Origin of the sequence: Thalassovita autumnalis, assembly GCF_001458255.1 — a bacterium.
GTDB classification, from domain to species: domain Bacteria; phylum Pseudomonadota; class Alphaproteobacteria; order Rhodobacterales; family Rhodobacteraceae; genus Thalassobius; species Thalassobius autumnalis.
Window position 1 is genome coordinate 124,955 of record NZ_CYSB01000005.1, and the last position, 16,929, is coordinate 141,883.

Consider the following 16,929-nt stretch of genomic DNA (forward strand, 5'->3'; position numbering starts at 1 on the left):
ACAGCCGCCGTCCCGGTTTTTGGCGCATTGCATCTGTGCCGAGGCTCGTGCAGAAAAGGCAGGCAAAAATGGGGGCAGCCGGTGATTGAGCTAGAAAATGTGGCCTATAGCTATGGGGGTGGTGAGCTTCTCAGTGAGATCTCACTCAAGCTGTCGCCGGGGTCCTTCCATTTCCTGACTGGACCGTCGGGTGCGGGGAAAACCACCTTCATGAAGCTCTGCTATGGGGCGCTATTGCCGACGGCGGGTCACGTGCGCCTGTTTGACCGCGATGTACGCCAGATGGACCGCGATGAGGTGGCGCTGAACCGCCGCCGTATCGGGGTGGTGCATCAGGACTGTCAGTTCCTGGATCACCTGCCGATCGCCGAAAACATTGCGCTGCCGCTTAACGTATCGGGCCGCGACAACATTGATGAACTGGCCAACCTCAAGGAATTGATGGCCTGGGTCGGTCTGAAATCCCGCGCTGAGGCATTGCCACCGGAACTGTCGGGCGGCGAACGTCAACGCGCCGCGCTGGCCCGTGCGGTGATCATGTCACCGGATGTGATCCTGGCCGATGAACCTACCGGCAACATCGATTGGGAAATGTCACAGCGCCTGCTGCGGCTGCTGGTTGAGCTGAACCGGATGGGCAAGACCATCATGGTCGCGACCCACGATATGAACCTGATCCGCGCTGCCAAAGGGCAGGTGCAGGCCCGGGTGCTGCGGATCGCCAATCGTCGGGTACAACTGGCGGGGGCGGATCTATGAGCGTTTTGAAAGGTTTCACCACCCTCTTTGTGCCCGATGCACAGGCCGACCGTGTGGTGCCCCCCACCGGGTTCACCGCAACGTTGACCACCTTCAGCGCCATTGCGATGGGGTTCCTTGCGGTTTTTGCGCTGGCGCTGACACTGGCCTCGGGCCGGTTGGCGGATCGCTGGTCGAACGAGCTGGCGCGATCCTCCACCTTGCGGATCTCAGCCCCTGAGGAGCAGATGCAGGCCCAGATCACGGCGGCGCTGCGGGTGCTGGAAACCACCCCCGGTGTCGAAAGCGCCCGCGCGCTCAGCGAAGAGGAACAAAAGGCGCTGCTGGAGCCCTTCTTTGGCCCTGATCTGCCGATCGAAGAGCTGCCAATCCCGCAGCTGATTGAAATCAATGAGACCGATCAGGGCTATGACAGCACTGGTTTGCGGCTGCGGCTGGCGGCTGAGGTGCCCGGCGCGGTGCTGGATGACCACACCCGCTGGCGCAAACCACTGGTCGAGGCGGCAACGCGGATCCGCATACTGGGCTGGGCGGCCTTTGTGCTGATTGGCGGTGCGATGGCCGCGATGATCACCCTGGCGGCCCATGCCGCGCTTTCGGCCAACACCCAGGTGATCACGGTGCTGCGCCTTGTGGGCGCGCGCGACAGTTACATCGCCGGGGCCTTTGTGCGCCGCTTCACCTATCGCGGCTTTACCGGTGCGGGCATCGGCGCGGGGCTGGGCGCGCTGGCCGTCTGGCTGTTGCCCGAAGCGCAGGCTGCGGGGGGCTTCCTGACCGGGCTTGGCTTTCAGGGGCTGCATTGGCTCTGGCCGCTGGGCATCCCGCTCCTGGGGGGGCTGGTGGCCTTTGCCGCAACACGCGCGGCTGCAAAACGTAAACTGAAGGAGTTGCCGTGATGGCCTATGCCTGGCGCTGGCTGCGCAGTCTTGTGTTCAATATTCAGATGTATGTGGCCATGGCGGTTCTGGGGGTGGTCTTCTTCCCCTGGGCGCTGTTCAGCCGCAAAGGCGCCTTTGCTGCCTGCAAATCCTATTGCCGCTGGGTTCTGTGGACCGCCAGCTGGATGCTGGGGCTGAAGACCGAGGTGCGCGGTGAAGTGCCGACCGATGAGGTGATCGTCGCGGCCAAACACATGTCCTTCCTCGACATTCTGATGATTTTCAACGCGATCCCCGCGGGCAAGTTCATCATGAAACGCGAAATCCTGTTCATGCCGATCATTGGCCAATACGGCTACCGCATCGGCTGCGTGCCGGTGAACCGGGGCAAACGCGGCAAAGCCATCAAGAAGATGGTGGCCGATGTGGCCAGCGGGGCGCAGCATCCCGGCCAGCTGGTGATCTATTCGCAGGGCACCCGCGTCGCGCCCGGGGTCAAGAAGCCCTATAAGGTCGGCACCCATGTGCTGTCTGAGGAAACCGGACAGGATGTGGTCCCGGTGGCCACCAATGCCGGGGTCCTGTGGCCCAAACGTGGCGTGGTGCGCAAAGCAGGTGTTGCGGTGGTGGAGTTCCTGCCGCGTATCCCTGCGGGCTTGCCGCGGGATGATTTTATGGCCCGGTTGGAACAGGATGTGGAAAGCCGGTCCAATGCGTTGATGCGCGACGCTGGGTTTACCTTCGCTGAGGAGTGAGATGCGATGAAATGGGTTGAGGATGTTGCTGAGCTGGAAGCCGTTTATGGTGAGGCGCGCGGCGCCTCAATCGCGAAAGTCGCGAAACGGCTGACACCGGAATACCGCCGCTGGATCGAAGCCTCACGTTTCTGCGTGGTTTCCACGGTGGGGCCGGAGGGTGCCGATGGCAGTCCGCGCGGCGATGAGGGGCCGGTGGTCGAAGAATTAGATGAGCGCACGCTGGCGCTGCCCGACTGGCGCGGCAACAACCGGATCGACACGCTGCGCAACATCGTGCGCGACTCCCGGATTGCCCTGATGTTCATGGTGCCGGGATCGACCAATGCGGTGCGGGTCAACGGCCAGGCGCGGGTGACCTTTGACGAAGGGCTGTGCGCCCGGTTTGAAAAACAGGGCAAGCAGCCGCGCAGCGTTACGGTGATCCGTATTGACGAGATCTATGTGCAGTGCGCCCGCGCGATCATGCGGTCTAAACTGTGGTCGGGTGAGGACGAAAGCGGTGATCTCCCCTCCATCGGTGAGATTCTGAGTGCGATGACCGATGGCGACATAGACGGCGACGCCTATGACCGCGAATGGCCCGACCGCGCCGCCCAGTCGATGTGGTAAGTGCGCTTTAAGCCGCATGTAAATCTGCGCTCGGGCGTCCCACCCGGACCCACCCGAGCCCTCGCGCAGATTTGCCCTGCGGGCGGGGCGTCACAGGGAACACATCGGACGCCGTGCCGCAGGTGGTGGAAAGAGGCTTGCCTTTGACCATCGCCTCATGCTCTTTGCCGGGCATGATCCGGGTGGGATTTCATACGCTTCTGGTGCTGGCCACTGTGGTGGGCCTGCTGCTGCCGAAGATGTCGGCGGTGGTCGCCTCGCTGGTGCCGGGCGTTATGGTGGTGACCATCTGTACCGGCAGCGAAATGGTGACGCTGACGCTCAACGCGGATGGCGAACCCGTCGAAGAGGTTGAGCCGGCGGTGGATCACTGTGTGCTGGCCGATCTGATCCAGGACCAGCCGCAGCCCGAGGCCCCCTGGGTCGCCCTGGCGCGCAGCTACCGCTGCCCCTTTGTGGCAACCCCCAATCCCTATCAGACCTGCGATTACCTACGTCAGCAGGACCCGCCCCGCGGGCCGCCTGCGCTGATTTGAGTTCCCCAAAATCCAAATCTAACCAAACGTAGGAAATTATTCTCATGACCGACGCAACCCTGTCGTCGGCGCCCCCCGAGTCTGTCTCGGGCGGTGCGCTTTATCGTCTTGTGTGGAAGTGGCACTTCCTCGCTTCTCTTTATGTTCTGCCCTTCATGGCCATGCTGGCCATCACCGGTGGCATTTACCTCTACAAGCCGCAGATCGAAGGCTGGCTTTATGCAGATCAGATGTATGTGGATGTGGGCGACGCCCCCCTGCCTATTGAGGATCAGCTGTCCGCATTGCAGGAGGGCCCCGGGGTGAAACGGCTACGCGGCATCACCCAGTTTGATGATCCCAGCCGCTCCACCTTTGTGGAGTTCAACACCAGCGACAACATCCGCAGCTATGCCTGGATCGATCCCTATACCGGGGCGCTCCTGGGGCATGTGGCCCGGGATGAGACCCCGATGCGGATGCTGAAAAAGTTCCACGGTGAGCTGCTATTGGGCAAGTTCGGCACCAAGTTTGTCGAACTCTCTGCCCATTGGGCCATCGTGATGTTTGTCACCGGCGCCTATCTGTGGTGGCCACGTGGCAAGCGCTCCCTGGCCAAGGCGGTTCAGCCCCCGCGTGGCACCCCGAAAACCCGGGGCCGTAGCTGGTGGCGCGAGACCCATTTGTTCACCGGCATGCTGGCCACCGTTCTGGTGGTGCCGATCCTGGTGACCGGTCTGCCCTGGACCGATGTCTGGGGCGGTGGCCTCAGCTATGTGCAGAAACAGACCGGACAAAGCAGCGGCAGCTTGCGGTTTTCCCGCAAAGTGCCCGGTTCCACGACCAGTGAGGGGGAGACCCTGGCCTATGCCGAGGTCTTTGCCATTGCAGAGGCGGAAGGGCTGGTGGCCCCTTACGAGATGCGGCCGCCGAAAAACGAAAGCGCGGCGTTTTGGCTGCGCTCCGCCAGCCGCGACCGGGCTGAGCAGACGGAGCTAATCATCGATCAATACAGCGGCGCGGTGCTGAAACGGCATGAGTTCGGTGACAACCCCGTGGTGGCGCGGGCGGTCAGCTGGGGCATCTCCTTCCATCAGGGGCAGATGTATGGCTGGCTGAACCTGGCACAGAACACGCTGGCGGCAGTGCTGGCCTTTGTGCTGTCGCTCAGTGGTTTTGTGGCGTGGTGGAAACGGCGCCCTGCCGGGCGGCTTGGGGTACCTGCGGCGCCTGAGGCCTCGCTGGGCTGGGGGATGATTGCGCTTGTTGTGGTGCTGTCAGTGCTGCTGCCACTGATGGGCGCCAGCCTGATCCTGGCCCTGATCCTGGACCGGCTGCTGCTGTTGGTTCCAAAACGCCTGATGCGATGAGCAACAAAAAAGCCGGGGGCGGGTTTCGCCCCCGGACACAGGCAACTGATGGTGCCCCCATGATACCTTCTGGCAGATCAGGGTTTAGACGGACAGCGCCCGTTTCACCCGGTGGTCGTCTTGGAAATAGCGGATCACTTGCTGCAACCCACTGTCCAGCGGGGTGCTGGGCGACCAGCCCAAACGGTCCCGCGCGCGGGACAAATCAGGGCGGCGCACCTGCGGATCATCCTGTGGCATATCGCAGTCCTGCGTCTGCAAGGGCACGCCCACCAGCGCGGCCACAGCCTCGGCCAGGCTGTAGACGGTTTGTTCCACATCACTGCCGATATTGACCACAAGCCCCTGCAGCCCGTCGTTAGCGCCCAGCCGCAGCAACCCATCCACCGTGTCCGCCACATAGCAGAAACAGCGGGTCTGCTGGCCGTGGCCATAGACGGTCAGCGGTTTGCCCTCCAGTGCCTGACGCACGAAGTTGGGCACCACCCGGCCATCGTTCAGCGCCATGCGCGGCCCATAGGTGTTGAAGATCCGGGCAATGCGGATGTCCATGTCATAGCTGCGGATCATATCCATCAGCAGCGTTTCAGCGGCGCGCTTGCCCTCATCGTAACAGGCGCGGATGCCATGCATCGAGACATTGCCGGTGTAGCTTTCACTTTGTGGCGACACCAGCGGGTCCCCATAGACCTCACTGGTGGAGGCCTGCACCATCCGCGCGCCATGGACACGGGCAAATTCAGCCAGATTGTCCGTGCCATAGACTGAGGTGCGCCAGGTGCGCAGGGGATCGGCCTGATAGTGTTTCGGCGCTGCAGGGCAGGCGAGGTTATAGACCAGATCCACGGGTCCAATGCTGGCAGGCAAGGGCCGGGTGATGTCATGTTCGATGATTTCGGGCTGATCCAGATGGCTCAGAAAGGCGGCATCACCCGTGTGGAAATTGTCCAGAATGACCGGGGTTGCCCCAAGGGCGATCAGCGCGTCCACCAGATGGGAGCCGACAAACCCGGCGCCCCCGGCGACCAATACGCGTTTGCGTGCGATTTCCGATGTCATGACCAATGCCTTTGCTGTCCCAATCGCCAGACGTTAGCACGCGCGGCGCATGAGCGACAAACAGAGTCTGAAGCAAAAAGGCCACCCCGAAGGGTGGCCTTTCAAGATTTCTCTGAGCCGTTGAATCAGGCGTGGATGGCGCCGTCGCCGCAGGCGAGGGCGGCTTCGCGCACCGCTTCCGAGAAGGTCGGGTGGGCGTGGCAGGTCAGGGCGATGTCTTCGGCGGAGGCGCCGAATTCCATGCCGACGCAGATCTCATGGATCAGGTCACCTGCGGCCGGGCCGATGATGTGGCAGCCGAGGATCCGGTCAGTTTCCGCATCGGCCAGCAGTTTCACAAAGCCTTCGCCCTGATGCACCGCTTTGGCGCGGGCGTTGCCCATGAAGGGGAACTTGCCAACCTTATAGGCGCGGCCTTCTTCTTTCAGCTGCTCCTCGGTTTTGCCAACGCTGGCAACTTCGGGCGTGGTGTAGATCACACCGGGGATCACGTCGTAGTTCACGTGACCATGTTTGCCGGCGATGCATTCGGCGGCTGCCATGCCTTCGTCTTCGGCTTTGTGGGCCAGCATCGGGCCATCGATGGCGTCGCCGATCGCATAGATGCCTTTGACGTTGGTTTCCCAATGCGCATTGGTCTTGATCTGACCGCGCGGGGACAGTTCCACACCCAGTGCTTCCAGACCCAGACCATCGGTGAAGGGTTTGCGGCCGGTTGCCACCAGAACCACATCGGCGTCCAGCGTCTCTTCGGTGTCTTTCTTCAGCAGCTTATAGGTGACTTTGGCTTTGGTCTTGGTGGTTTCCACCTTCTGAACCGCAGCGCTCATCACAAACTTCAGACCCTGCTTTTTCAGCATCCGCTGGAAGTTTTTCTGGATGTCGCCATCCATGCCGGGGGTGATCTTGTCGAGATACTCAACAACGGTCACCTCTGTGCCCAGACGCTGATAGACCGAGCCCAGTTCCAGACCGATCACACCGGCACCGATGACAACCATCTTCTTGGGGATCTTCGGCAGGTCCAGCGCACCGGTCGAGGACACAACCAGGTTCTCATCAATCTCAACACCGGGGATCGAGGAGGGTTCAGAGCCCGAGGCGACGATGATGTTCTTGGCCTCATGGACCTCATCACCCACCTTGACCTTGCCGGCCTCAGGTATCGATCCCCAGCCTTTCAGCCAGTCGACCTTGTTCTTCTTGAACAGGAACTCGATGCCCTTGGTGTTGCCTTCGACAACTTCGCCCTTGTAGGCTTTCATCTGGTCCCAATCGACCGACGGAGATTTGCCCTTCAGGCCCATTTTGGCAAAGTTATGCTCTGCCTCGTGCAGCTGGTGGCTGGCGTGCAGCAGCGCCTTGGAGGGGATGCAGCCCACGTTGAGGCAGGTGCCGCCAAGCGTCTCGCGGCCTTCTACACAGGCGGTTTTCAGGCCCAGCTGGGCAGCGCGGATCGCTGCGACATAGCCGCCGGGGCCGGCGCCGATTACGATGACGTCATATTGTGCCATGAGGTGTCTCCGTCAGGTCTCTTTATTGGTGTCACATATGTTTCGGATGGGGTTCAGGCAATGCGCCCTGCGGCCCAAACGGACCGTTCCCCGGGGAATTATTTTGGCAAACGAAGAAGTCATTTTGCATGCTCCGTTGACCATAGTCTGCGCTGGCTTTCGGTGAGGATAGCGTTGCGGCGGGTTTCGAACCAGTCCCGGCATTTCTGTTCCGCCTCAGCAACGCCGGGCAGGGCGCGCAGACGGGCCAGATTGGCCTCAAGCGCGGGCAGATGGCGCAGGATGGCGCGGTCTTCGACATCGTTGCGATTGGCTTTGCGATGCCAGGCCGAGCCGAGGTGGTACTTGCGCTCGCCCGTTTTGCCCTGACCATCGCCGCGGTCGTTTTTCATCAGGAACAGATCCTGCGATTTGACGGCATAGTGATTGATCCGCGCGGTTTTGGCGGCGCAGGCCAGATCATGGGGGCGGAAGCGCGAGGATTTGCGTTGGCTCAGCGATGCGTTTGACAGCGGCGTGCCGTCGGCGTTGACCACTTTGGGATCCGCCACGGTGGGCTGGCGCGGGTTGTGATCGGTGGCGGCCTTGAAACTGGCGACACGGAACAGGCATTTGGATTTGCTCTGCCCTGGCTCCGGCGCAGGTTCCGCGCGGGTGAAGGCCTGCACCACAGTGTCCCCGGGGGCCCAATGGGCCCGCCCGCTGTCGCCAAAGGTGCGCCAGATGATCGGCACGCAATCGGCATCCTGCACGTTCTGCAGCAGTGCCGGCAGCTTGCCATCCCCGGCCTCAATCAACAGGAACTCATCACTGTCGATATGCAGGCACCAGGTGGTGTTGTTCTGACGCAGATGGGCCAGGGCATGATCCATGCCCTTATCCTGCGGGTTGTCCCCGGCGGTCAGCGTCTGGCGGATATGGCTCACCTCGCCGTGCTGGGCCAGCAGGTCCAGCAACTGGTCGGAGTGATCGGTGCAATCATTGGTCACGATCACCACCTCATCAAACCCAAGGGTCTGATGATAGGCGATCCATTCCAGCACAAAGATCCCCTCATTGCGCATGCAGGAGGCGAGGGTCAATGTTACAGCCATTTTCCCGGGCTTTCCCTGAAAAACGGTGGTGAACTACAAGTGCTTGACCAACAAGGCTCGCCGTGCCTGTTGGGCAATGGGCTGTGGCACGGAAATAGCTGCGAGATAAACATGTGAGGCAGTCTATCGGTTACGCTGCTGTTTCAGTAGTTTCACAACCAAAGCTGCCTCTGCGGGTTTCAAAAGGGCGGTGATGATCCCGACCGCATGAACGCTGAAATACAAACTGGAGGTCAGAAACAAAAAGGGCCGGAGCTTTTCGAAGTTCAGATACTCCCGCCCGGTCAAGGCATAAAAGATTCCAAAGGCCAAACCAAAGTACTTCATCGCCTGTATCGGCAGTCTTGGCTGGAGGCCCGCCAACAAAGCGAGGGCGCCCTTGTTAAGGAACATCAATGTCAAGAAACATAAAAGAAAGCTGTAATGTAGAGCAAGACTGGCCCCAAGTGAGTGAGATGTGTTCGGCAGAAACAACTGCGCGGTCAACCACAAACCTATGAGTGTGGGGCAGGCACGCCAAATGAAGTAAAAACGCGCGTTTTGGATATCTTGGCGATCAACGTGCATTTGGCGTGCCTTAAGTTTCAATACTTACGTTGCTTGACCTGTTACAGATCCATCAGCAGGCGGCGGGGATCTTCCAGCGCTTCTTTGACGCGCACCAGGAAGGTCACGGCGCCTTTGCCGTCAACGATACGGTGGTCATAGCTGAGCGCCAGATACATCATCGGACGGATCACAACCTGACCGTTGATCGCCATCGGGCGGTCCTGGATCTTGTGCATGCCGAGGATACCGGACTGCGGTGGGTTCAGGATCGGCGAGGACATCAGCGAACCATAGACACCACCGTTGGAGATGGTGAAAGTGCCGCCCTGCATTTCCGCCATCGACAGTTTGCCGTCACGGGCGCGGCGGCCCTTTTCGGCGATGGCTTTCTCGATGTCGGCAAAGGACATGGCATCCGCGTCACGGATCACCGGAACCACCAGGCCTTGCGGGGTGCCCGCAGCCACGCCCATGTGGACGTAGTTTTTGTAGACGATGTCGGTGCCGTCGATTTCGGCGTTCACCTCAGGCACTTCTTTCAGCGCGTGCACACAGGCCTTGGTGAAGAAGGACATGAAGCCCAGACGGACGCCGTGTTTCTTCTCGAACAGGTCTTTATACTCTTTGCGCAGCGCCATCACCTCGGTCATGTCGACCTCATTGTAGGTGGTCAGCATCGCGGCGGTGTTCTGGCTGTCCTTCAGACGACGGGCGATGGTCTGACGCATCTTGGTCATCTTCACACGCTCTTCGCGCGAGGCATCATCGGCGCTGACCGGACCACGCGGAACCGCGGTGGGGGCCGGTGCGGCGGCGGGTGCCGGGGCTGCAGCGGCGGCGGCAGCGGCGCGGGCCACGTCGGTTTTGGTGGCGCGACCATCGCGGCCGGTGCCGGTCACCGCGTCACGGCTGAGGCCTGCCTCGGCCATGGCTTTTTCAGCGGCAGGACCATCCTTGATGTCCTTGGCGCCGGTTGCCGGGGCTGCGGCGGGGGCTGCAGCGGCGGCCGGGGCGGCAGAAACAGCTGCGCCTGCACCGGCAGAGATCACGGCCAGTTTGGCGGTGGCATCCACGGTGGTGCCTTCGGGGGCAACGATTTCGGCCAGAACGCCAGCGGCGGGCGCGGGCACTTCAACCGACACTTTGTCCGTTTCCAGCTCACACAGCATTTCGTCCTGTGCAACGCTGTCACCTACCTTTTTGAACCAGGTCGAAACGGTGGCCTCAGACACCGATTCACCCAAGGAGGGCACCATGACGTCGATCGCCTGTGCGTCTGCCGCAGGGGCAGCGGCCGGGGCGCTTGCGGCGGCCGGAGCTGGTGCAGCAGCGGCGCCGCCTTCGGTGATGTTGGCCAGCAGGGCGTCAACACCTACGGTTTCGCCTTCGGCGGCCACAATCTCGGCCAGGACACCCGCGGCGGGGCTGGGCACTTCGACGGTGACCTTATCGGTTTCCAGCTCGCAGAGCATTTCGTCAGCAGCCACGGCATCGCCCGGCTTCTTGAACCAGGTGGCGACAGTGGCTTCGGTCACGGATTCGCCCAGGGTGGGGACGCGAACTTCAGTCGTCATGGGTTATTTCCCTTCGATGGTCAGCGCTTCGTTCACGAGCGCGGCTTGTTGTGCTTTGTGCTGGCTGGCCAGACCGGTCGCCGGCGAAGCCGAGGCGGCGCGGCCGGCGTAAACCGGACGGGTGTGTTTGGCTTTGATGCGGCTCAGGCACCATTCGATGTTGGGTTCGATGAACGACCAGGGGCCCTGGTTCTTCGGCTCTTCCTGACACCAGACCATTTCGGCGTTTTTGAAACGCTCCAGCTCTTTGGTCAGCGACATGGCCGGGAACGGGTAGAACTGTTCGACACGCAGCAAGTAGATATCATCGATGCCGCGGGCGTCACGTTCCTCCAAGAGGTCGAAGTAGACCTTACCGGAACACATGACCACACGCTTGATCTTGTCATCAGCCGCCAGTTTGGTGTCCGAGTTGCCTTTCTGCGCGTCATCCCACAGCACCCGGTGGAACGAAGAGCCGGTGGTGAAGTCTTCGGCTTCCGAGATGCAGAGCCTGTGGCGCAGGAGCGACTTCGGCGTCATCAGGATCAGAGGCTTCCGGAAGGTCCGGTGCAGCTGGCGGCGCAGGATGTGGAAGTAGTTTGCGGGCGTTGTACAGTTGGCCACGATCCAGTTGTCGCCACCGCACATCTGCAGGAACCGCTCCAATCGGGCCGAGGAGTGCTCAGGACCCTGGCCTTCGAAACCATGCGGCAGCATGCAGACCAGGCCGGACATCCGCAGCCATTTCGATTCACCCGAAGAGATGAACTGATCGAACATGATCTGGGCGCCGTTGGCGAAGTCGCCAAACTGGGCTTCCCACATGGTCAGCGCGTTAGGTTCCGCCAGCGAATAGCCGTATTCAAAGCCCAGAACCGCATATTCGGACAGGGCGCTGTCGATCACCTCATAGCGCGACTGGCCGTCACGGATGTGGTTCAGCGGGAAGAACCGCTCTTCGGTTTCCTGGTTCACAATGCCCGAGTGACGCTGCGAGAAGGTGCCACGGGTGGCATCCTGGCCAGACAGGCGCACCGGATAGCCTTCGGTCAGCAGTGAGCCAAAGGCCAGCGCTTCGGCCGTGGCCCAGTCAAAGCCTTTGCCAGTTTCAAACATCTTGGCCTTGGCATCCAGAATACGGGCCACGGTCTTGTGGGCCGGGAAACCTTCGGGCAAGCGGCTCAGCGCACCACCAACCTCGGCCAGGGTTTCCGGTTTGATCGAGGTCTGACCACGCTGGTAGTCCTCATCCTGTTTGTCCAGATGCGACCAGCGGCCATCCAGCCAGTCAGCCTTGTTGGGCTTATACTCTTTGCCGGTCTCGAACTCTTCGTTCAGATGCGCCTGGAACGAGGCCTTCATATCCTCGATCTCACCTTCGGGGATCAGCCCGTCGGCGACCAGACGGTCAGTGTAAAGCTGCAGCGTGGTCTTATGCTTCTTGATGTTTTTATACATCAGCGGGTTGGTGAACATCGGCTCATCGCCTTCGTTGTGACCAAACCGGCGGTAGCAGAAGATATCGATCACCACGTCTTTGCGGAATTTCTGGCGGAACTCAGTTGCGACCTTGGCGGCGTGAACCACCGCTTCGGGGTCGTCACCGTTCACGTGGAAGATCGGCGCCTCAACCACCAGCGCGTTGTCGGTGGGGTAGGGCGAGGAGCGCGAGAAATGCGGTGCGGTGGTGAAACCGATCTGGTTGTTCACCACGATGTGGATGGTGCCGCCGGTCTTGTGACCGCGCAGACCCGACAGGGCGAAACATTCCGCCACAACACCCTGGCCGGCAAAGGCCGCATCACCGTGCAACAGCACCGGCACAACCGAGGTGCGCTCGTCGTCTTTCAGCTGGTCGGTTTTGGCGCGGGCCTTGCCCAGCACAACCGGGTTCACAGCCTCAAGGTGGCTGGGGTTCGCGGTCAGCGACAGGTGCACCGAGTTGCCGTCAAACTCACGGTCGGAGGAAGCCCCGAGGTGGTATTTCACATCGCCCGAGCCATCAACATCTTCGGGTTTGAAGCTGCCGCCCTGGAATTCGTTGAAGATGGCACGGTAAGGCTTGCTCATCACGTTGGCCAGGATGTTCAGACGACCGCGGTGCGGCATGCCGATCACCACTTCTTTGACGCCCAGGCTGCCGCCGCGTTTGATGATCTGTTCCATCGCCGGGATCAGCGCTTCGCCGCCATCCAGACCAAAGCGTTTGGTGCCCATGTATTTCACATGCAGGAACTTCTCAAAGCCCTCGGCCTCAACCAGCTTGTTCAGGATCGCTTTGCGGCCCTCACGGGTGAAGGTGATTTCCTTGTTGTAGCCCTCGATCCGCTCTTTCAGCCATGAGGCCTCTTCGGGGTTCGAAATATGCATGTACTGCAGGGCAAAGGTGCCGCAATAGGTGCGCTTCACGATGTCCATGATCTGACGCAGCGAGGCGATCTGCAGCCCCAGCACGTTGTCGATGAAGATCGGGCGGTCCAGATCGGCGTCAGTGAAGCCGTAGGATTTGTAATCCAGTTCAGGATGCGGGGTCTGGTCGCGCATGCCCAGCGGGTCAATATCCGCGATCAGGTGGCCGCGGATCCGGTAGGCGCGGATGATCATCAGCGCGCGGATCGAATCCAGCACTGCGCGTTTGATCGCCTCATCCGAGACCTCAACACCCTTTTCGGCGGCTTTTTCTTTGATCTTTTTGCCAGCGCCTTTTGCCTCGGCCGCCGGAGCGGGCCACTGGCCGTCCAGCGCGGCGGTCAGGTCATCATTGGGCATCGGCGGCCAGTCAGAGCGCGCCCAGGAGGGGCCAGCGGCCTCGGCCTTCACGTCCAGCTCAGCATCACCCAGCTGGCGGAAGAACTCCTGCCACACCTCATCGACCGCATTCGGGTCGGCAGCGTAGCGGGCGTACATCTGTTCCAGATATTCCGCGTTATGCCCCTGCATGAAAGAGGAGGCATGGAAGAGGTCGTTGGGGCTTTGATCGTTCATTTTTGCGTTCCTTGTGTCCGACCTGAAGCAACAGGAGAGAGACCCGAGTGATCTTGGTTCCGGTCCCTGCCGCGATGCTTCGGCAAATGAGAATGCGGGCGGGGTGTTAAAAACCCCGCCCACGAATGGCTTAGCCCAGTTCGATGGCTTTCTGCACAGCCTCACCCAGGGTTGCGGGGCTGTCTGCAACAACGATGCCAGCCGATTTCATGGCTTCGATCTTGTCCTCAGCCCCACCTTTGCCGCCGGCGACGATTGCGCCTGCGTGGCCCATGCGGCGGCCGGGAGGCGCCGTGCGGCCAGCGATGAAGCCAGCAGTTGGTTTCCAACGGCCTTTTTTCTTCTGTTCCGCCAGGAACTCAGCCGCTTCTTCTTCTGCCGAACCACCGATTTCACCGATCATGATGATCGAGGTGGTTTCATCATCGTCCAGGAACATGTCCAAGACGTCGATGTGCTCGGTGCCTTTGATCGGGTCGCCGCCGATACCAACGGCGGTCGACTGGCCCAGACCGATGTCCGAAGTCTGTTTCACAGCTTCATAGGTCAGGGTGCCTGAACGCGACACAACGCCAACCGAACCACGGTTGTGGATGTGGCCGGGCATAATGCCGATCTTACAGGCGCCGGGGGTGATCAGGCCGGGGCAGTTCGGGCCGATCAGACGGCTGGAGCTGTCTTCAAGCGCGCGCTTCACGCGCATCATGTCCAGCACCGGAATGCCTTCGGTGATGCAGACGATCAGTTCCATTTCCGCGTCAATCGCTTCCAGGATCGAGTCGGCCGCGAAGGGCGGCGGAACATAGATCACCGAGGCGTTGGCTTCGGTTTTTGCCTTGGCTTCATGCACCGAGTTGAACACGGGCAGGCCCAGGTGATCCTGACCACCCTTGCCGGGGGTCACACCGCCAACCATTTTGGTGCCGTATGCGATCGCCTGTTCCGAGTGGAAGGTCCCCTGCGAGCCGGTGAAGCCCTGACAGATCACTTTGGTATTTTCATCTACGAGGATTGCCATTTGGCGTTCTCCTGTTTTCTGAATTCAGTTTGAAGGACCAGCGGCGCCAATCGGCCCCGCCGTTCCTTGCGTTGTGTTTTGAGATGAGATGGAGGCCTTGTCTTGCCACGCGATCTTGCTTGGTTGCACCCGCCCAAGTGCCCACAGAAGAAGGTACTTAGGAAGCACCTTTGCTTCGTGCCAGCCGTGCAGCAGCGCTTTGCGTTGCTTGCCCATCCAAGGGGACGGTTTCGGCGCGTGCATTGGTGCAGCTGCGCCGCCATCGCCTTTGGTCTGAGGGGGCAGGTTACCTTGCACTGAAAGTGCAGGGGACACTTGATAGGTCACCAGTTTCCGCGCCAGTGGAGAGACCGCACCGTTGAAAAGGTTGTGGTCGATCGGGACGTTGCGATTGTCATGTGCGACAATTTTCTGCGCCCCAGTCCGTGACACCAGATAGCCTGCGGTGCCTGAGTGGCGTGAGCGAAGCCGACTGATGCAACGCCCCAAGTGCGTTGCACCGTTGGGCGCCAACAGGACGATCAAGCGATCATCAAGCCAGCGCTCAATTTTGACAACGTCGGCATCATTTGGCCACCAAGACATGTCAGCCAACCATGCGCCCAGATCTTCAGACAGGAAGACGTCGTCTTCCAGCATCAGACAGTAGCTCTCGTCGGTGCTCAGGAATGCACGCAGCGCCTGGATGTGGCTATGCGTGCAGGCCTTTGCGTGCATTTCCATCGGCCCCCAAGGGCCGAAATCGTCAAATGCAGACAGAGCTTCGGGCGTGACGACGCCATCGGTTGCATCAAAAAACTGCGCGTCGACATTGGCGTGAGCGAACTGCTCCGCGACCAATGCCCGACGATCGGTTGCCCGCGTCAAGCTGACAACCGACACCATAACACCGGGGTGTTTGGTTACAGTTTTGGGATCAACGCTGGCGTCCATCTCGAGGCTTAACCCTTAACCGCTTTAACGATCTTCTCAGCGCCGTCCGACAGGTTGTCAGCTGCGATGACGTTCAGGCCGGAGGTGTTGATGATCTCTTTGCCTTTTTCGACGTTGGTGCCTTCGAGGCGCACAACCAGCGGCACTTCCAGACCAACTTCTTTCACCGCGGCAACAACGCCTTCTGCGATCACGTCACAGCGCATGATGCCACCGAAGATGTTCACCAGGATGCCTTTGACGTTTTTGTCAGAGGTGATGATCTTGAAGGCTTCGGTCACTTTCTCTTTGGTGGCGCCGCCGCCAACGTCGAGGAAGTTTGCAGGCTCCGCACCGTAGAGCTTGATGATGTCCATGGTGGCCATCGCCAGACCAGCGCCGTTCACCATGCAGCCGATTTCACCGTCCAGAGCGATGTAGTTCAGGTCGTATTTCGACGCTTCCAGCTCTTTGGGGTCTTCTTCGGTCTCATCGCGCAGGGCCGCAACATCGGCATGGCGGTAAACCGCGTTGCCGTCAAAGCCCAGTTTTGCGTCCAGAACCTTCAGCTCGTTGCCGGGCATGACGATCAGCGGGTTAATCTCCAGCATCTCCATGTCCTTCTCGGTGAAGGCTTGGTACAGCTGGCTCATCAGTTTAACGCACTGCTTTACCGCGGCGCCTTCCAGGCCCAGAGCAAAGGCGATGCGGCGGCCGTGGTAGGGCTGGTAGCCGGTGGCCGGATCAACCGAGAAGCTCAGGATCTTCTCAGGGGTTGCTTCGGCGACCTCTTCGATGTCCATGCCGCCTTCGGTCGAGCATACAAACGAAATGCGCGAGGTCTGACGATCAACCAGCAGAGCCAGATACAGCTCACGCTCAATGTCCGAACCATCTTCGATGTAGATGCGGTTGACCTGTTTGCCCGCTTCGCCGGTCTGGTGTGTCACCAGCGTGCGGCCCAGCATTTTCTTGGCTTCTTCAGCAGCTTCTTCTACCGACTTGGCAAGACGGACACCGCCTTTTTCACCAGCGTCAGCCTCTTTGAAGGTGCCTTTGCCGCGCCCACCTGCGTGGATCTGGGCCTTAACCACCCACAGCGGGCCGTCAAGTTCACCAGCTGCGGTTTTTGCATCCTCGGCCTTCAGGACAACACGTCCATCAGAAACCGGGGCGCCGTATTCGCGAAGCAGTGCTTTCGCCTGATACTCATGAATGTTCATGAACCTATCCCGTCTTGCTACGATTAGACTCCCTATACGCACAGGGTGACCAATTATTTAAGCTGTTTTTGAAGCGAGGGGGGGATTGTGGCCGATTTTCTACGATTTGTGATCACACGTGGAAAAG

15 protein-coding genes are annotated in these 16,929 nt (G+C 60.5%); 6 read left to right on the forward strand and 9 right to left on the reverse strand.

The annotated features are described in order from the left end of the window. Positions 1–81: 81 nt before the first annotated feature. The 6 genes from TL5118_RS01610 to TL5118_RS01635 all read left to right on the forward strand — a co-directional run bounded on the left by TL5118_RS01610 (position 82) and on the right by TL5118_RS01635 (position 4,892). On the forward strand, positions 82–759 hold the full coding sequence (locus tag TL5118_RS01610; RefSeq protein WP_058243307.1) for a cell division ATP-binding protein FtsE: 678 nt from the start codon (positions 82–84) through the stop codon (positions 757–759). Next, positions 756–1,658 carry a cell division protein FtsX gene (locus TL5118_RS01615; RefSeq protein WP_058243306.1) on the forward strand — a complete coding sequence of 301 codons (903 nt, stop codon included), beginning with the start codon at positions 756–758 and terminating at the stop codon, positions 1,656–1,658. The genes TL5118_RS01610 and TL5118_RS01615 overlap by 4 nt, the downstream gene beginning before the upstream one ends. Further along, positions 1,658–2,395 (forward strand): lysophospholipid acyltransferase family protein, encoded by a 738-nt coding sequence (locus tag TL5118_RS01620; RefSeq protein WP_058243305.1) that lies wholly within the window; start codon positions 1,658–1,660, stop codon positions 2,393–2,395. The genes TL5118_RS01615 and TL5118_RS01620 overlap by 1 nt, the downstream gene beginning before the upstream one ends. A 6-nt stretch (positions 2,396–2,401) precedes the next feature. Then, positions 2,402–3,007: a pyridoxamine 5'-phosphate oxidase family protein gene (locus TL5118_RS01625; RefSeq protein WP_058243304.1), complete on the forward strand. Its 606-nt coding sequence runs from the start codon at positions 2,402–2,404 to the stop codon at positions 3,005–3,007. 143 nt (positions 3,008–3,150) lie between these two features. Further along, positions 3,151–3,543 (forward strand): hypothetical protein, encoded by a 393-nt coding sequence (locus TL5118_RS01630; protein ID WP_058243303.1) that lies wholly within the window; start codon positions 3,151–3,153, stop codon positions 3,541–3,543. A 44-nt stretch (positions 3,544–3,587) separates the two neighbouring features. After that, entirely contained in the window at positions 3,588–4,892 is a 1,305-nt protein-coding gene (locus TL5118_RS01635; protein ID WP_058243302.1) for a PepSY-associated TM helix domain-containing protein, read from the forward strand. 84 nt (positions 4,893–4,976) lie between these two features. Here the strand turns inward: TL5118_RS01635 and TL5118_RS01640 are convergent, their stop codons facing one another. The 9 genes from TL5118_RS01640 to sucC form a co-directional block, all read right to left on the reverse strand. After that, positions 4,977–5,951, reverse strand: a complete 975-nt coding sequence (locus TL5118_RS01640) for an NAD-dependent epimerase/dehydratase family protein (protein WP_058243301.1) — start codon at positions 5,949–5,951, stop codon at positions 4,977–4,979. 125 nt (positions 5,952–6,076) lie between these two features. Next, on the reverse strand, positions 6,077–7,465 hold the full coding sequence (lpdA, locus tag TL5118_RS01645; protein ID WP_058243300.1) for a dihydrolipoyl dehydrogenase: 1,389 nt from the start codon (positions 7,463–7,465) through the stop codon (positions 6,077–6,079). 119 nt (positions 7,466–7,584) lie between these two features. Next, positions 7,585–8,559, reverse strand: a complete 975-nt coding sequence (locus tag TL5118_RS01650) for a glycosyltransferase family 2 protein (protein WP_082626255.1) — start codon at positions 8,557–8,559, stop codon at positions 7,585–7,587. Positions 8,560–8,682: 123 nt separating this feature from the next. Continuing rightward, on the reverse strand, positions 8,683–9,126 hold the full coding sequence (locus tag TL5118_RS01655; RefSeq protein ID WP_058243298.1) for a hypothetical protein: 444 nt from the start codon (positions 9,124–9,126) through the stop codon (positions 8,683–8,685). A gap of 41 nt (positions 9,127–9,167) precedes the next feature. Further along, the gene (gene odhB, locus TL5118_RS01660; RefSeq protein WP_058243297.1) at positions 9,168–10,682 is read right to left on the reverse strand and encodes a 2-oxoglutarate dehydrogenase complex dihydrolipoyllysine-residue succinyltransferase; all 1,515 of its coding nucleotides are present in this window, start codon (positions 10,680–10,682) and stop codon (positions 9,168–9,170) included. Between the two features lie 3 nt (positions 10,683–10,685). Further along, entirely contained in the window at positions 10,686–13,649 is a 2,964-nt protein-coding gene (locus TL5118_RS01665) for a 2-oxoglutarate dehydrogenase E1 component (RefSeq protein ID WP_058243296.1), read from the reverse strand. 130 nt (positions 13,650–13,779) lie between these two features. Continuing rightward, positions 13,780–14,667, reverse strand: coding sequence for a succinate--CoA ligase subunit alpha (sucD, locus tag TL5118_RS01670; RefSeq protein WP_058243295.1), 888 nt, complete (start codon positions 14,665–14,667; stop codon positions 13,780–13,782). Positions 14,668–14,691: 24 nt separating this feature from the next. Continuing rightward, complete coding sequence (locus TL5118_RS01675; RefSeq protein ID WP_058243294.1) at positions 14,692–15,600, reverse strand: glycosyltransferase family 25 protein; 909 nt, start codon at positions 15,598–15,600, stop codon at positions 14,692–14,694. Between the two features lie 8 nt (positions 15,601–15,608). Continuing rightward, positions 15,609–16,802, reverse strand: a complete 1,194-nt coding sequence (sucC, locus tag TL5118_RS01680; RefSeq protein ID WP_058243293.1) for an ADP-forming succinate--CoA ligase subunit beta — start codon at positions 16,800–16,802, stop codon at positions 15,609–15,611. Positions 16,803–16,929: the final 127 nt, after the last annotated feature.

What these genes read in the sequence shown, in the direction of transcription:
- TL5118_RS01675 (WP_058243294.1), bottom strand. Translation starts at nt 15,600, where the DNA reads ATGGACGCCAGCGTTGATCCCAAAACTGTAACCAAACACCCCGGTGTT.
- lpdA (WP_058243300.1), bottom strand. Translation starts at nt 7,465, where the DNA reads ATGGCACAATATGACGTCATCGTAATCGGCGCCGGCCCCGGCGGCTAT.
- odhB (WP_058243297.1), bottom strand. Translation starts at nt 10,682, where the DNA reads ATGACGACTGAAGTTCGCGTCCCCACCCTGGGCGAATCCGTGACCGAA.
- TL5118_RS01635 (WP_058243302.1), top strand. Translation starts at nt 3,588, where the DNA reads ATGACCGACGCAACCCTGTCGTCGGCGCCCCCCGAGTCTGTCTCGGGC.
- sucC (WP_058243293.1), bottom strand. Translation starts at nt 16,802, where the DNA reads ATGAACATTCATGAGTATCAGGCGAAAGCACTGCTTCGCGAATACGGC.
- TL5118_RS01665 (WP_058243296.1), bottom strand. Translation starts at nt 13,649, where the DNA reads ATGAACGATCAAAGCCCCAACGACCTCTTCCATGCCTCCTCTTTCATG.
- TL5118_RS01650 (WP_082626255.1), bottom strand. Translation starts at nt 8,559, where the DNA reads ATGGCTGTAACATTGACCCTCGCCTCCTGCATGCGCAATGAGGGGATC.
- TL5118_RS01620 (WP_058243305.1), top strand. Translation starts at nt 1,658, where the DNA reads ATGGCCTATGCCTGGCGCTGGCTGCGCAGTCTTGTGTTCAATATTCAG.
- TL5118_RS01655 (WP_058243298.1), bottom strand. Translation starts at nt 9,126, where the DNA reads ATGCACGTTGATCGCCAAGATATCCAAAACGCGCGTTTTTACTTCATT.
- sucD (WP_058243295.1), bottom strand. Translation starts at nt 14,667, where the DNA reads ATGGCAATCCTCGTAGATGAAAATACCAAAGTGATCTGTCAGGGCTTC.
- TL5118_RS01640 (WP_058243301.1), bottom strand. Translation starts at nt 5,951, where the DNA reads ATGACATCGGAAATCGCACGCAAACGCGTATTGGTCGCCGGGGGCGCC.
- TL5118_RS01625 (WP_058243304.1), top strand. Translation starts at nt 2,402, where the DNA reads ATGAAATGGGTTGAGGATGTTGCTGAGCTGGAAGCCGTTTATGGTGAG.
- TL5118_RS01615 (WP_058243306.1), top strand. Translation starts at nt 756, where the DNA reads ATGAGCGTTTTGAAAGGTTTCACCACCCTCTTTGTGCCCGATGCACAG.